Origin of the sequence: Faecalibacter bovis (assembly GCF_017948305.1) — a bacterium.
Taxonomy (GTDB): domain Bacteria; phylum Bacteroidota; class Bacteroidia; order Flavobacteriales; family Weeksellaceae; genus Empedobacter; species Empedobacter bovis.
Genome location: NZ_CP072842.1, coordinates 1,297,136 through 1,313,489, shown reverse-complemented (window position 1 = coordinate 1,313,489; position 16,354 = coordinate 1,297,136). Strand labels below are relative to the sequence as shown.

Annotated in this window: 15 protein-coding genes; 3 read left to right on the top strand and 12 right to left on the bottom strand. The window is 31.2% G+C overall.

What is annotated here, in order from left to right; all coding sequences use genetic code 11:
• Positions 1-7: 7 nt before the first annotated feature.
• The 10 genes from J9309_RS06285 to nadA all read right to left on the bottom strand — a co-directional run bounded on the left by J9309_RS06285 (position 8) and on the right by nadA (position 11,257).
• Positions 8-373, bottom strand: coding sequence for a YraN family protein (locus tag J9309_RS06285; RefSeq protein ID WP_230477699.1), 366 nt, complete (start codon positions 371-373; stop codon positions 8-10).
• Positions 374-391: 18 nt separating this feature from the next.
• A complete protein-coding gene (gene upp, locus J9309_RS06280; protein ID WP_230477697.1) occupies positions 392-1,027 on the bottom strand; it encodes a uracil phosphoribosyltransferase in 636 nt (211 codons plus the stop codon).
• 4 nt (positions 1,028-1,031) lie between these two features.
• Entirely contained in the window at positions 1,032-1,970 is a 939-nt protein-coding gene (locus J9309_RS06275; protein ID WP_230477696.1) for a S66 peptidase family protein, read from the bottom strand.
• A gap of 254 nt (positions 1,971-2,224) precedes the next feature.
• Positions 2,225-4,648, bottom strand: coding sequence for a TonB-dependent receptor (locus tag J9309_RS06270; protein WP_230477695.1), 2,424 nt, complete (start codon positions 4,646-4,648; stop codon positions 2,225-2,227).
• Positions 4,649-5,259: 611 nt separating this feature from the next.
• Positions 5,260-6,108, bottom strand: a complete 849-nt coding sequence (locus J9309_RS06265; protein ID WP_230477694.1) for an energy transducer TonB — start codon at positions 6,106-6,108, stop codon at positions 5,260-5,262.
• 1 nt (position 6,109) lies between these two features.
• A complete protein-coding gene (locus J9309_RS06260) occupies positions 6,110-6,895 on the bottom strand; it encodes a hypothetical protein (RefSeq protein WP_230477693.1) in 786 nt (261 codons plus the stop codon).
• A 65-nt stretch (positions 6,896-6,960) separates the two neighbouring features.
• Positions 6,961-7,821, bottom strand: a complete 861-nt coding sequence (gene nadC / locus J9309_RS06255) for a carboxylating nicotinate-nucleotide diphosphorylase (protein WP_230477692.1) — start codon at positions 7,819-7,821, stop codon at positions 6,961-6,963.
• Between the two features lies 1 nt (position 7,822).
• Complete coding sequence (locus tag J9309_RS06250; RefSeq protein WP_230477691.1) at positions 7,823-8,689, bottom strand: hypothetical protein; 867 nt, start codon at positions 8,687-8,689, stop codon at positions 7,823-7,825.
• 1 nt (position 8,690) lies between these two features.
• On the bottom strand, positions 8,691-10,253 hold the full coding sequence (gene nadB / locus J9309_RS06245; protein ID WP_230477690.1) for an L-aspartate oxidase: 1,563 nt from the start codon (positions 10,251-10,253) through the stop codon (positions 8,691-8,693).
• Positions 10,253-11,257: a quinolinate synthase NadA gene (gene nadA, locus J9309_RS06240; protein WP_230477689.1), complete on the bottom strand. Its 1,005-nt coding sequence runs from the start codon at positions 11,255-11,257 to the stop codon at positions 10,253-10,255. Before nadA ends, nadB begins: the two co-directional genes overlap by 1 nt.
• A gap of 181 nt (positions 11,258-11,438) precedes the next feature.
• Between nadA and J9309_RS06235 the strand changes: the two genes are divergently transcribed.
• Positions 11,439-12,794, top strand: a complete 1,356-nt coding sequence (locus J9309_RS06235; RefSeq protein WP_230477688.1) for an orotate phosphoribosyltransferase — start codon at positions 11,439-11,441, stop codon at positions 12,792-12,794.
• 63 nt (positions 12,795-12,857) lie between these two features.
• Here the strand turns inward: J9309_RS06235 and J9309_RS06230 are convergent, their stop codons facing one another.
• Both J9309_RS06230 and trmB read right to left on the bottom strand, forming a co-directional pair.
• Positions 12,858-14,318 (bottom strand): M20/M25/M40 family metallo-hydrolase, encoded by a 1,461-nt coding sequence (locus J9309_RS06230; protein ID WP_230477687.1) that lies wholly within the window; start codon positions 14,316-14,318, stop codon positions 12,858-12,860.
• Positions 14,319-14,430: 112 nt separating this feature from the next.
• Complete coding sequence (trmB, locus tag J9309_RS06225) at positions 14,431-15,108, bottom strand: tRNA (guanosine(46)-N7)-methyltransferase TrmB (RefSeq protein WP_230477686.1); 678 nt, start codon at positions 15,106-15,108, stop codon at positions 14,431-14,433.
• A 147-nt stretch (positions 15,109-15,255) separates the two neighbouring features.
• Between trmB and J9309_RS06220 the strand changes: the two genes are divergently transcribed.
• Together J9309_RS06220 and J9309_RS06215 are read left to right on the top strand one after the other, a co-directional pair.
• The gene (locus J9309_RS06220) at positions 15,256-15,678 is read left to right on the top strand and encodes a hypothetical protein (RefSeq protein ID WP_230477685.1); all 423 of its coding nucleotides are present in this window, start codon (positions 15,256-15,258) and stop codon (positions 15,676-15,678) included.
• Between the two features lie 181 nt (positions 15,679-15,859).
• Entirely contained in the window at positions 15,860-16,336 is a 477-nt protein-coding gene (locus tag J9309_RS06215; protein ID WP_230477684.1) for a DUF6702 family protein, read from the top strand.
• Positions 16,337-16,354 lie beyond the last annotated feature (18 nt).

The following is a 16,354-nucleotide window of genomic DNA, read 5'->3' as shown; positions in this document are numbered from 1 at the left end:
ATATGTTTTAAAGTTCGATAGGACTAAAAGCATCTTCGATGTGATTAATCAACCAAATGTTATCTTTCTTTTCGAGTGCTAAAATATCAAATCTTACATCAGCATTCACATTATTTATAGATATAAATTGATGCGCTGCCGAAATTATTAATTTTTTCTTTTTTTGATTCACAGATTCTTCGGGTAAGAGTAAAGGATTATATTTTCTGGCTTTAACTTCTACTACTATTAGCGTTTGATTCTTTTGAATAATTAAATCAATTTCTGCTTTTTGATAGATGTAATTTCGAACCAAAATTTCATATCCATTTTTCTCGAAATAATCTGCTGCAAAATTTTCAGCTTCTCTTCCAAAATCAAAAGACTTACTCATTTTGCTGTGATTCTTAAATTACTTCGTCCCGAATAAACGATCACCTGCATCTCCTAAACCAGGAACGATGTATCCGTTTTCGTTTAACTTTTCATCCATTGCTGCTAAATAAATCGGAACATCAGGATAGATACCTTGTACAGCCTCTACACCTTCTGGACATCCAACTAAACAAGCTAAACGTACAGATTTTGCTCCTTTTTCTTTTAAAATCTCAATGGCTTTAATAGCAGAACCACCTGTTGCTAACATAGGATCAACTAAAATCACATCACGAGATTCTAAATCAGTAGGGAGCTTACATAAATATTCAACAGGTTGTAATGTATCATGATCACGATATAAACCAATATGACCAATTTTTGCAGTCGGAATTAAGATATGAATACCTTTCACCATTCCTAAACCAGCACGTAAAATCGGAACGATTGCCATATCATTTCCTTTGATTTTATATCCAATTGCTTTAGTAATTGGTGTTTCAACTTCTATTTCCTCCACTTCCAAATCGCGTGTAATTTCGTAACACATTAATCCAGAAATTTCGTCTACTAATTCACCAAATTCTTTAGTTGTTGTGTTTTTATCACGCATTTGTGTGATTTTCGCCTTAACTAAAGGATGGTTAATTATGTGTAAATTATCTTGTTTCATTCTCTTAATAATTGAATTGCAAATTTACTGAATTTGTATCAACTTTTAAATGAACTTTTTCACCCATTTTCAAAGCTAAATTATGTCCTGTATGACCGGCTGGAAATCCGAAAGCAATAGGAATTTGATAATCTTTTACAATTTCTCTAATAACTTCATATGTTTTAGGATCATAGGGATGATTGTAATTTTCTTCATTTTCGTCCTCCGTATCCATATGTGTAAAACTACCTAAGATTAATCCTGAAATCTGATCAAAAATTCCATTTCGTTTCAAATTCATCAACATTCTATCCACTGCATACCAATTCTCGAACCAATCTTCTAAAAATAGAATTTTATTTTTCGGTTGTAAAGCAGACTGACTTCCTAACAAAGAATAAACTATTGATAAATTACCACCAACTAATTCGCCCTCAACTTCTCCACATTTATTATATTGGTTTGTGTTTGATATTGTATAATTAATATTTTCACCTGTTAAAGCACGAAATAAGCTTGGATACGAATCTGAGTGATACTCGACATCAACTAGTTTTTTTGCCGTAACGCCATGTATCGTTTGATAACCTAAAGAATTAATATGATTATGAAAAACTGTAATATCAGAATAACCTATAATCCATTTTGGATTTGTTTTAAAATATTCAAAGTCTAATCGGTCAATAATCTTTACGGAACCATAACCACCGCGAGCACACCAAATCGCTTTGATTTCGGGATTATCTAAAGCCCATTGAAAATCTTCAGCTCGTTGTTCATCAGTTCCAGCAAATGCATAGCCTAAATTATATGATTGGTAAATATTCTTTCCCAATACAGCTTCAAAACCCCAAGCATGTATTAGAGCTATAGCCTCGTCTAACTCGCCTTCTAACATGCGTTTTGCAGGTGCAACCAATGCAATTTTATCTCCTTTTTGTAAATAAGAAGGTTGTATCATTTAAAAATAATTTGAGTAAAGTTAATCACAAATAAATGATGAACATAAAATGATTTTCCTTTTATAAGATGATTTAATCACTTATTAGATGCATCAATTAAAAATCGTAATTCATTTTACCATTCTCAAAATAATTTAGGAATCACGATTGTTTTACTTCTTGTATTTTTCATTTAATTCAAATATTGATTAAAATAAAAAGGGCGAACTGTAATAGTTCGCCCTTAATGTATATTAAGAATTGATTTTTCTTATTAGAAGCTGTAAGTTACACCTGCAGTCCAAGTTCTACCAACTCCGTATCCGTAACCATTTCTATCGATTTTAGAAATGTATTGAGTATCAAATAAGTTTCTTACGTTACCTCTGAATTTAATCTTTTGAGATCCAATTTTAAAGTTATAAGAAATACCTGTGTTAGCTCTTACGAATGGGCTAATTTTTTCTGCTTGGTAAACTTTACCTTGCTCAGCCGCTGCAACTACGTCAGTAGGATCAACTTGTCCGTAGATAGCTCCATTGTACATGAAATCTACATCCCAGTATAAGTTTCTTGTGAAGTTAACTTTAGTTCCTAATCCGAAAGTTACTTGAGCAGCTTCTCCGATGTAAGATCCAGTTAAATCAACATTACCTTCCTCGAACATTGTGTTTTCGTCTGTGTACATAGACTCGTATGGTGTAGAACCATCGTATTTCCAATCACCTACAGATAAGAAACCGTACATTCCGAAAGCTTTAGAGATTTTAGCATCAAAATCAACCTCTACTCCTTTGTGAACTTGAGTTACATCAGTGTAAGAAGTATAGATAGGTCTTTCAACTTCGATTCCTTCGCTGTTTAATCCTGTTACAGAACCAGAAACACCTAAGAATCTGTTACCCCAAGTTGTGTGGTAAGCATTTACGTTAACTCTTAAGTTACGAGTTTCGTATTTGTAACCAACTTCAAAACCTGTAATTTCTTCGTTTTCAACCTCTGGTGTACGTAAAGCAACTGAGTTATATTCGAAAACGTTATCTAAGAATGGTTGACGAGAGTATTGTCCTGCATTAGCGAAAATTGTGTTTTCGTCATTAATTTGGAAAGCAGCACCTCCTTTAACATTCCATCCTGTTTTATTTACTTTCTCAGATGCAGCTTCTACACCACCGTAATTCCAAGTATCGAATTTTTGGTAGAATTGATTAGAAACAGCTCCTTGAGCGAAAACAGATAATCTTCCTGTAGAGTACTCAACTTGTCCAAAAACACCTTGGTAGTTTAAGTCCTCACGGTAATCTCTGTTTGTTCTTTGACTTTTATCTGCTGAATTGAATAATGCAGACCATGGGTTAGTACTGAAAGTTTCAGTTACGTTAACCATTGCACCGTCAGAGTTTCTTCTTTGATTCCAAGAAGATAATCCCATTAAGTCAGTCATTTGTTGGAAGTGGTATCCTTTGTACATACGGATATCAGCTCCTAAGTTAAATTGCCAACCAGTTTTAGTATCGTAGTTGAAGTTTGTTACACCTCCGTACCAGAAGTGGTTGTTTACAGATGATCTGATAGCAGAAGAATTTCCTGAACCACCAATTCCGTCAGCGATAGCTGCGTTATCTGCATATAATTTATCGAAATCTACTTCACCAAAAGATGTTAAGTTAGATGAAGACGTTGCACGTCCAACACCTGAAGTTCCACCTCCTGTACCTGTAGAAGCGTATAATACTGTAGATAAAGACGCGTTCTCATTGATCGACCAATCCCAGTTTAAGTTAGCTACTGGTTTGTGGTAGTAGTTAGTTCTTAAGTTTTTCCCCTCACCGTTTAAGTAACCGTAAGTTGAGTTATATTTTCTTCCTGCGTGCTCACCTCTAGCCCATTGAGACTCACTCTTTGTTGAGTAGTTTTGTCCGTGCTCTTGTGGTGCACCAAAAATCATGAAGTTAATTTGGTGACGATCGTTTGGTTTATATCCAACAGAAACGAAGTAAGATTGTCCTGATCCATTTGTACCTTTAGCATAACTTCTGTGTGCTTGCCAGTGGTTGAATAAAATAGACGCTCCCCATTTCCCTTTCATACCTGTATTGTAAGCAACTGTAGCTGACATATAGCTATCATTACCTACATTGTATCTTACATAACCACCTTGTTGTTTTTCAGTAGCTCTAGTAACCATATTAACAGTTCCACCAACAGATGAAATAGCTAATTTAGAAGATCCTAAACCACGTTGAACCTGAACTGCGTTAGCAATTTCAGCTACAGAAGACCAGTTAGACCAGTATAAGTTACCATCTTCCATACCATTGATTGGTTGTCCGTTTAATAAGTAAGCTGTATTTTGGCTGCTGAATCCACGTAAGAACATTTTAGAATCACCAAATCCTGATGATTGATCCGCTACGTAAACAGAAGGAGTTGTTGTGAAGATTTCTGGAAAATCAACATTTCCAGATGCTTTATCTTGAATAGTTTCTTTAGTAATTGTAGAAACCGCTACTGGAGTTTTACGATCTTCTACTAAATCGATTACTCCTTTACCAACGATTAATGTTTCTGTTAAAGTAACATTTTCTTCGTTATTAATTGATGTAGAATCAATTGGCTCAGTAACCTGACCAAAAGACATTGTTGCTGCTAAAGCAAAAGCTCCTACGAATAAAAGCTTAGTTGAGTTTAACCTCATCTCTTGAAATAGTTTTAAAAGTTTACATTGCAAATTTCTTAATTAATGATTATTAAATCCTCATTTTAAGGTTAAAAAATTGTAATGTTTAAAATGATATTTCACATATTTTCTTGATTATTAAAAAAATACGCTTTTTATTATCAATATCATAATTAATACTTCTAAATTAAAGATATAAAATAAGGATTTAACAACAAAATTGCTATTCTATTAACCTATTAAAATGGTGGAGTTTAATAATTTTAGAGGTTTATATGATGAATTATCACATTTTTTATAAATGTAATGAAGAAAATTCTGGATAAATTTTCTTATTTAGAATTAGTCTAAGCGAAAAACCTAAAAAAATATACTGTTAACAAAATCTTAGAATAGAAATACATTTTCTATATAGTAATTAAATTATGAATACTTTATAAGATTCAAAATATGCCTATTCAGAAAACAATTTCTAAACTAAAATTATATTAATCTCTAAAACTTGAGCTGATGTAAACTAAAATATAAACGGAGCAGAGAGCTCCAGAACTATTCAATGAATTATAAATTTAGCTTCTTTTTTGAAATAAACAAATCTTAAACTTAAATTTTATGATTTAATTTTCGATTTAATCTCTTACAATCCACTTGTAGTAAGGTGAATTTACAAAATCCTTAAGTGATGTGTACTTTCTTAACTGTTTAATTCTCTTTCTTTTGACTTCAGAAACAATGAAAAATGTATTGAATTCTGCTTGATGAAAAATATTTTTACTTTGTAATATTATTTTAACATCTTGAAAATCAGATTGAGCTAAAGTAACTAATTCATCCTTTTCCTGAATCAGATTTTTATAAGGTAATGTATTCTTTATTTCTTGTATAGAGTTGTATTTCCCTAAATAAAATGGTTTAATTCCACCTACTTCATAAATCTTGATATCATTTTTCGGAGTCAAAATAACTTCATAAGTTGTATTTCCGTCATTTAATATCGAAATCACTCGATTTTCAGTTTCTTCAAATTCATCATGCAATTTAAAATTCACAGGAAACGAAGATGTAACAGCCACTGGCAATCCGTCTTTTGTTGATTTTGATGGAATCAATTTTAGCTTTTTTTCATCCAATTCATTCACCATATCAATAAAAGCCAAAATTGTATATTCTTTATAAATTGAATTACTAGCATCTACTTGCTTCAACTCTAAACGCCCATCGGTATGGATTGTAAATTTTACATTTGCAGCTGCTTCACCAATATTTAGGTACTCGAACGAATCGATATATTTTTGTAAATGTCGCGTATAGTTAGAAGTTAAACCTTTTTGCAAACATGTAAACTGATCTTCTCTTTCTTTCATTTTTTCACAACCTGGAAAGATTGCAAGAGTAAATTCATTTGAATTTGAAGTAGACTGAGCTGATACCAAATTTAAAAAAAATAGAATTGAAAGAATTGAGAAGATTTGTTTCATCTTAGTAAATATATTTTGATTGTTCTGATTTAAGAAAATTTGATAATGAATCAAATTCTTTTACCAATTTATCATCTTCAAAGTACGAAATTTTTAAATCTGCTTCATAGTTTTTAAAAAGATTTTCAACTTCAAGTTTAATCATCTTTCCATTTTCCTTTTTTTCAACAATAAGATTCTTTGATTCTAATGTTAACGGCTTTAATACATCAACGAAATGAAACTCCATAATTGAATTTACCGTGCGCACCAATTCATTGTCTTTATTATATATATTAAACGTGAAATCTTGATCTAACCTTACGAAATATTCCCCGTTTTGTAACGTAAAAAGAATTGGTTTTTTGTTTATATCATTGATATAATCTTCATTATTAACGAATTTGAAAGGTATACTAAAAGCCAAAACAGCTGGCTTGCCGTCGCCTGTCCTTGCTGGTTCTATTTTTTTATTTAAGTAATTCTGCGTTCTATTAAAAACATAAAAAGCATCAGCAGCAATTTTATTCAGAAGAACTGAATTTTTATCTGAAGGTTTAAACTGATAATCACCCGCTGTTCCGATTCTAAAATTAACCGACTCTTGTAAGTTTTCTAATCTAAAATATGCATTTACATTACCATATAGATAAAAGAAAGACTGCAATAATTCTACAGTATATGAATTAAAACATTGAATTCGTTCAACCTTTTCTGTGAATTTCTCGCATCCTGGCGCAATTGGATATTGAATTTGTCCGAAAGCATAGGTGCTAAATATTGTAAGTAGTAGCGTAAGTTTTTTCATTTAATAAATTTCTAAAAATAAATAAAGGAGTTTCAATTGTATTCAAAACTCCTTGATGTAAAGTATTATTTTAACGCTTTCAGACTTAAATCAAAGTTAGAAGCTGAATGTATAATTGCACCAGAAGAAATAAAATCGACACCAGTTTCAGCTATTGCGCGAACTGAATCTTTTGTAATTCCGCCCGAAGCTTCTGTTTTAACTTTCCCTCCGATTAGATCTACGGCTTGTTTCATCGTTTCTAAATCGAAATTATCTAACATAATAAAATCGACATTCGCCGCTAAAGCCTCTTTAACCTCATCTAAATTACGTGTTTCAACTTCGATTTTTAAATCCAAATTATTTGCTTGTAAATAAGCTTTTGTCTGTTCAACAGCTTTTGTAATATTTCCGCAAAAATCAACATGATTATCTTTTAGCATCACCATATCGTATAACCCAAATCGATGATTTTCTGCGCCACCAATTTTAACTGCCCATTTTTCAATCATACGGAAATTAGGCGTTGTTTTACGCGTGTCTAAAATTTTTGCATTTGTTCCTTCTACCAATTTCATCATTTGATTGGCGTAAGTTGCAATACCAGACATGCGTTGCATACAATTTAAAGCCAAACGTTCGCATGTTAAAATTGACTGTGCTGAACCTTTAATTTTAAAAGCTACATCACCAAATTTTACCTCATCGCCATCGTTTATAAATTGCTCGACTTGTAAATCAGGATCAAAAGTGTCAAATATAATTTTCGCTAATTCAATTCCTGCAATGATACCGTTATCCTTAACTTTCAATTCAGCTTCCTGAATAGCATCATAAGGTACAGCCGATAAGGTTGAATGATCGCCATCGCCAACATCTTCTAAAAAAGCTTGACGAATAAATTGTTGTAATTTTTGTTCTGTTATATAATGTGGAAATTTCATGTTATCTATAAGTTAGTGTTGCAAATTTTGATTGATTAAATTCTTCTTTCGTTTTGTACGAATAATATTCAGCCCAAGTATCATTTTCTTCACGAATAACTTCAATCAAAACCTTGTCATCAGGTTTATTACTAAAGAAGTTTTTCATTTGAATTATATATTCTTTTCCGTCTAATTTTCCTTTTGTAATTAATGTATTTCCTGAGGTAAATGATTCATTAATTTTAGTTGCGTAAGGCTCTACTGTTGCTAATTCGAACAAATTATTATATTTCCCTAAATAGAAATTTCTATCGTTTTTATTAATCCCAATTGTACGAATCACATTGTCTTTATTCAATCTAATTTCGATGATTTCGTCTTCAAAATCTATCGTAAAAAGTACACGTTCGTAAGCAGGAAAAGAAGAATAGATAGTTTCATCATATTCCGAATCATAACGCACAGGAATTGTCATAAAAACATCCATCGGAATAGCCTTTTGATCCAAACCTGGTTGAATTTTAGCATCCAATTGATTTAATTTATTTTGAATCAGAACGATACTCGACCAAACAAAACTATTAAAAATAGGATTTGCTCCATCCACATTAATGTCTCCAAAATTTCCGTCTTTATCAATTTTGAATCTTAATTTTGAACTTGTATCACCTATATGTAAATAATCTGCAATGTTCGAAAAGAATTCGATTTCATTAGCTATTGCTTGGTTAAACGTTGCATTGAAACATTTTTTAACCTCATCATTGGTTTTGAATTGTTCACAACCTACAAAAACAGGCATCTTATCAACTTTTTTAACTTGTTGTGCATATACACCTGTAAAAGCTGTAAATAGAGCAATAAATGCCAATTTTTGTAATTTCATTTTATAAATCTTTGTTGTAAAAAGTTCCTTTATTCTCTTTTTGATCAATACTTTGTTGAATAATTAATTGCGCTACGTCAACTAAATTTCTAAGTTCTAATAATTTTGGTGAGATGATAGAGAAATTATAAATTTCTTTCACCATTTTTTCTATTTCGTTTACGCGAATTTGTGCAATTTGTAAACGTTCGTTACTACGAACAATTCCTACTAACTCGCTCATCATCGCTTGTAATTGTTTACGGAAATATGAAATTAAAACCAATTCTTCTTGGACTTTCATTCCATCTGCATTCCATTCAGGGAAATTAAAACTGTAAATAGAAAAATCGTTTTGATCTAATTTTTCAATTGCATTTAACGCCGCACGATGACCAAAAACCATTGCTTCTAACAACGAATTTGAAGCCAAACGATTTGCTCCGTGCAAACCAGTATTTGAACATTCGCCTACTGCATATAAATTTTCGATAGTTGTTTTCCCATTTAAATCGACATCAATACCACCACATAAATAATGTGAAGCAGGAACAACTGGAACCAATTCTTTGAACATATCGTAACCTTCGTATTTACATTTTTCGTAAATATTTGGAAAATGTTCTAAGAATTTCTCTTGATCTAAATGACGACAATCGATATAAACGAAATCGTCTCCTCTCAATTTCATTTCATTATCTATGGCACGAGCAACAATATCACGCGAAGCTAATTCTCCACGTTCATCATATTTATGCATAAACAATTCTCCATCCGAAGTTCTTAATTTTGCTCCGAAACCACGAACAGCTTCTGAAATTAAAAACAACTGCCCGTCCATTGGCGAATAAAAAGCCGTTGGATGAAATTGGATAAATTGCATACCTGAAACCTTTGCTTTAGCACGACGAGCTAAACCAATTCCGTCTCCAGTTGCAATTATTGGATTAGTTGTATTTTTATAAACATGACCAACACCGCCAGTTGCTAACAAAGTAACTTTTGAAAGATGACGGATTACTTTTTGTGATTCTAAATCTAAAATATAGGCCCCAAAACAAGTTGTTTCATCCGCAAATTTTCTGTTAAGATGATGTTCAGTTATTAAATCGACAACAAAATGATGAGTTAAAATTTCGATATTCGGATAATTTTTGATTGCTTCTAACATAGCGCGCTCAATTTCCCATCCTGTAATATCTTTATGATGAACAATTCTATTTTCAGTATGTCCACCTTCACGACCTAAATCGTAAATTCCTTCTTTATTTTTATCGAAACGAACACCCCAATCAACAATTTCTTTGATACGTTCTGGCGCTTCTTTTACAACAGCTTCTACTGCCGAAAGTTTACACATTCCGTCACCAGCAATTAATGTATCTTCTATATGCTTCTCGAAACTATCGTTAATAAAATCAGTAACAACTGCTACTCCACCTTGCGCGTATTTAGTATTAGTTTCTTCTTCGTTTGCTTTCGTTACAATTGTAATTTTTGCTTCTGGATGTTTAATTGCAATTTTTAAAGCATACGATAAACCTGCAATTCCAGAACCTATGACTAATACATCTTGAATAGCCATTATTTTATTTTTTCAGATAATTCTAACATGCGATTAATTGAAGATAAAGCTTTGATGCGTAATTCTTCTTCAATCTGAATTTCTGGCAATTCGTATTTCATACATAAATACAACTTTTCTAAAGTTGATAATTTCATATAAAAACATTCCGAACAATTACATGATTCATCTTGTACTAAGGCTGGAATTAATTTTTTATTCGGTGCTAATTTTTGCATTTCATGTAAAATTCCTTCTTCCGTAGCAACGATAAATTCTTCAGCTTCATTTTCTACAACATAATCTAACAAACGAGAAGTTGAACCAATGAAATGTGCAAATTTTAATAAGTCTTCTTGCGCTTCTGGATGTGCAATTAATTTAGCATTTGGATTTTCGGCCATTTGTTGTGCAATTCTTTCTAAAGAAAAAGCCTCGTGCACAATACACGCTCCGTCCCACAAAATCATTTTACGGTTACACACTTGATTTAAGTAACGACCTAAATTACGATCTGGCGCAAATATAATTTCTTGATCTGCTGGCAACGAATTTATAATTGCTTCTGCATTAGAAGAAGTCACAATAATATCAGATTCAGCTTTTACACCTGCATCACAATTGATGTAACTTACAACAATTGCATTTGGGTGTTTTTCTCTTAAACCACGTAAACCCTCTGCCGAACAAGAATCAGCTAAAGAACAACCGGCTTTTGTATCTGGTAAAACAACTTTTTTAGTTGGATTTAAAATTTTTGCTGCTTCTGCCATGAAATGCACTCCACAAAAAACAATCATATCTGCTTCTGTTTTAGCTGCAGCACGTGCTAATTGTAAAGAATCTCCTAAATAATCGGCTAAATCTTGGATTTCACCTGATTGATAATAGTGTGCAAGAATTACTGCATTTTTTTCTTTACGAAGTTTATTGATTTCTTCAACTAAATCAATTCCTTGTGGAATTTCTATGTTTAAATAACCTTTTTTATCTAAATTTTCAATCGCCTGATCTAAAGTAAGCATAGTTTAATATAGTATTATAGTAGTGATTTTTTTATCAAATTCATTTTATGTATCAAAAATAACGATTTTAATAAGAACAAGTATCGGTCATTAAACAGATATAAATAAAGATTATAAAAACTTTGCATATAAATTAGGTAATGAATCTTGTAGCTATTAACTTTGCTCAAACATTACACAAATGCAACAGCGCGAAGATTTCTTATTAAAAGCTTACGAGCTTGGAATTATAAAATTTGGAAACTTTACTTTAAAAAGCGGAATAGAATCTCCTTTCTACGTAGATTTAAGACCTTTAGCTTCTAGCCCTCAATTATTAAAAACATTAGCCAATAATTTATTGGATTTAGTTGATGATGTACAATACGATTTAATTTGTGGTGTACCTTACGCAGCTTTACCAATGGCTACAACAATGAGTTTAACGTCAAATATTCCTTTAATTATTAAACGTAAAGAGAATAAAGGCTACGGAACAAAACGTATGGTTGAAGGTGTTTTTGAAAATGGACAATCTTGTTTATTAGTAGAAGACGTAATTACTTCTGGACAATCTTTATTAGAAACGATTGACCAAGTAGAACGTGAAGGTTTAAAAGTAAAAGATCTTGTTGTTGTTTTAGATCGTGCCCAAGGTGGATCGGATAAATTAAAAGAGCAAGGTTATAATGTAAAAACATTATTTACAATTCATGAAGTAATCGATATTTTACACAAATACCACCGTTTAACTGACGATGAAGCAAAAAAAATCAAAGAATTTTTAGCTTTACCACCAGAAGCTGCACCAGCAAAACAACGTATTGCTTTAGAAGATAAAAAAATTGTACATCCTGTTGGGAAACGATTAGTTGAATTAGCATTAAAAAAGCAATCAAATTTAATTGCATCAGCAGATTTAATTACAACAGAAGAAATTATCGATTTTGCTAATAAAGTTGGAGAACACATTGTTGCTTTAAAATTACATTCAGATATTATTCAAGATTTCTCTGATAATTTAATTGTTGAGTTAAAGAAAGTTGCTCGCGAAAAAGAATTCTTATTATTCGAAGACCGTAAATTTGGTGATATTGGAAATACACAAGAATTACAATTCAAGAAATCGATTTATAAAATTTCTGATTGGGCAGATTTAGTAACTGTACATCCAATTGGTGGTTTAGAATCTTTAAAAGTTTTTGAAAATACTGGAGTTATTACGATTGTTGAAATGTCTTCAAAAGGAACTTTAACTGACGATTACTACTTTACAAAAGCAATTAATGTTTCGGAAGAATCAGGAAACGTATTAGGAGCAGTAGCACAACGCCAAATTCCTGATAATTTATTATTATTTACTCCTGGAGTTAATATTTCTTCAACAGGAGATAATAAAGGACAACAATATAATACACCAGAATTAGTATTTAAAAATTACCACACAGATTTTATGATTGTAGGTCGTGGAATTTATAAAGCTGCTGATGTAAAAACAGCTGCGAAAGAATACCAAACTTTAGGATGGATTTCTTACTTACAAAGTTTAAATGATTAATTGAAAGATTTAACTATAACAAAAAAGGAACTCTAAAGAGTTCCTTTTTTTATTTTATATCAATTATTTCAAAATGAATTTATGCGTTATTTTTTCACCTGAAGTTGTTTCTAATAAAAGAATATAAGCACCTATTGGTAACTGATTCAAATTGATTTTATCATTATTATTTAAACTTATCTTCGTTGCTACTTTTTGTCCTGCTACATTAATTACAGTTGCTGATTTTATTGTATGATTAGATGGAACTTCAAAACCAACTGATTTTTGATCTACATAGAACTTTGTTTTTTCTTGATTTACATTTCCTGTACCTAAAATTTCAGTTCTTTTAGCAGCTTCAACCAAAAATTCGATTGCTAATTTTGTAAACTTAGCAGAATGCGATGGAGTTTCTCCTAAATTTGTATATGTATCATTTGGAGTATGAATTAAATAATTCGATTCATTGAATGAAGCTTCAAAAGGAAAAGCAGCAGGATAGCTATTCATAGCCCAAGAATAATGATCAGAACAACCATAATTACATCTTGTAGTTCCGTAAGTAAATTGATGATTTCCTGTCGAATTATATTCTTCCATCAATTCTATCAAAAATAAATTTAATGTATTGTCAATAAAATAATCTGTTGCTAAATAAACATCTTCCGTCGAACCTTTGTAAGCAGTCATATCAAACTGAACATAACCAATTACATTTTTCCCTTCGTTTGCATAAGCAGTTGCTATTTCGTTAGAACCTACTAAGCCAATTTCTTCGGCAGCATAAGCCATAATTTCAACCGTGCGTTTTGGCTTAAAATTATTATTTAATAAAACACGAGCAGCTTCGGTTATTGTAGCAATTCCGGATGCATTATCATCTGCTCCTGGAGCAACAGCTTTATTAGAACCCGAAACAGTTGAATCTAAATGACCACCAATAATTACATATTCAGACGCTAATTCGTTTCCATTAATTGTTAAAACAACTGATTTCATTGGTGTATTTACATGATCAACAATTCGGACTGAAACATCATCTTGTCGACCTGATTGAGCAATTAAAGCTTCCCAACGATTTTTTAAATCTTGTGCAGCTACATTTGCCTCAGCTCTTGTATGAAAACGAGTTCCGTAGTTTTCTAATTCTAAAATTTGTTCTTCTATGTTGTTTTCATTAACATCATTCAATATCTGATTTACATACTCTTGTTCAGTTATGGTATAATCTAAAACTTGGCGAGAAGCGACAACTGCACGTTGAATTAATTTATTTGCATCAGCCAATGAAGCATGTTGCAAATAACCAGGTCCATGAGAAAGAATTTTCTGGTGCAATTCGTGTGCTACTTCTGGATGAATATAAACTGACGATAAATTGCTATTTGTTAATAAAATATCTATTTGGTCTGGATGAGCTTGTTTTAATTCTCTTGCATGTGAAGCTTCCATAGACGCATAAACAAATCCTGTTTTATCCTGCGCTTTAGATGATATAGAAACTAATAAACCTAGAGCAATTAAAGTAGATTTTAAATTCATATTAATGTTAATTATACGACTAAAATACTATTTATTAGTAAATTAACATGTTAATAAATAAAAAAAAGTCGCAACATAAATTGCGACTTTTTTTTATTTATAATTTGATTGATTAATCTTTAAACTTGAATTTGATGTAGGTAATTTTCTTCCCTTCCTCTAAATATTTCGATTCGTAATATGTTTGTACCTCTGTTGCAATCGCAGGAATATCCGAATGGTCTGGATGATAAACATCGTGTGTAGAACGAATCACTTCATGTCCCATTAAATGAATTACACCATGCGTGTAACCATGTAAAAATTCAGAATCCGTTTTTAAATTAACCGTTCCTTCTGGTTTTAAGATCTTATTGTAACGAGCTAAAAAATCAGGATTAGTCAAACGGTGAACAGTTCTTCTGTATTTAATTTGTGGATCTGGGAAAGTAATCCAAATTTCACTTACTTCATTTTCAGCAAAAACTTTGTCGATTAACTCAATTTGTGTTCGCATAAAACCAACGTTATCTAAACCTTCTTCTAACGCAGTTTTAGCACCTCTCCAGAAACGAGCACCTTTAATATCAATTCCTATAAAGTTACGATCAGCTTCACGACGAGCCATTGCAACTGTATATTCTCCTTTACCACAACCTAATTCTAAAACGATTGGGTTATCATTCTTGAAGAAATCTTTATTCCAATTTCCTTTTAACGGAAAGTTATTGACTACTTCATCACGTGTTGGTTGAACTACATTTTCAAAAGTTTTGTTTTCGTTAAATCTTCTGATTTTATCTTTTCCCATTTCGGATTAATTAATTTGAAGCGAAATTACAAGAAAATACTGAATACTAAAAACATCACTATTTTTATAATTTAAGACAATATGATAGATGTTTTATAATAATGTAAAAAGGTTTGCTATTTTTGTAATGAATATAAATTAGAAAAAATGGATTTTATTAAACAATTTCATAGTGGTTGGGCATATTTAACGATCTTAATGGGAGTTATTTTTGTTGTATCAACTTTAGTTTATGCAGTTTCTAAAAAAGATACTGATAACATAGTAAAGAAAATCGGATTAATTACGACTATTGCTTTTCACGTGCAATTATTAGTAGGTTTAGTTTACTACATCATGAAATTTATGCAATTCGATGAAAATGGAGATGGAAACATCATGAAAAGTGACGTATTACGTTTAACTTTCGTAGAACACCCAATGATGATGATTGCTTCTGTTGCTTTTATGACAGTTGCTAATGCAAAATTAAAAAGATCTACGACTGTACCTATGGCTGTAGTAATTTTCGCAGTGGTTTCTATGGTATGTTTATTATCTAGAATTCCTTGGGCAATTTGGTTAGGTTAAAAATTTAACTCAATAACATATTAAAAAAGAGTATTATTCGTTAATACTCTTTTATTTTTTTATTTAATTTTACAAAAACCATTTACAACCGAAAATTATACTGAAATAATTAGATAATCGGATTATATTCATTTTTGGCACTAGAATTGAAATGAATGTAAATGTAAAAATGATCGCTATTATGAAGATTTGGAATTTTATTTTTTTATTAGTTCTTGCTGTAACAGCAGTTAATGTTAATGCTCAGCATCAATTTCATACTTCAAATACAAATATTGATTATGAAATTGAAAGTGGAACTTTAAACATAACTGCCCGATTATATACAAATGGTATTGAGAAAGCTGTTGGTGAAAAGACTGGAAATAAATCATCTTTTGATGCTAAATTGAAAGGTTACATTAATAAAAATGTTGATATAAAAGTTAACGGTAAACCTGTTAATGTATCTTATTATGGTTTCCAAACAAATGATCAAACAACTCGTATCTATTTAAAAGCTGAAAAGATTAATGATATTTCATCTTTGGATATTAGGTTTGCGTTATTAATGGATGCTTTTGATGATCAACAAAACTTTATAAATGTTGATATCAAGAATAATAAGAAAAAGTTTATTATTAGAAAAGAAAGTGAAGTGATTAAAATTAACTTCTAACAAATAGAAACGCCTCAG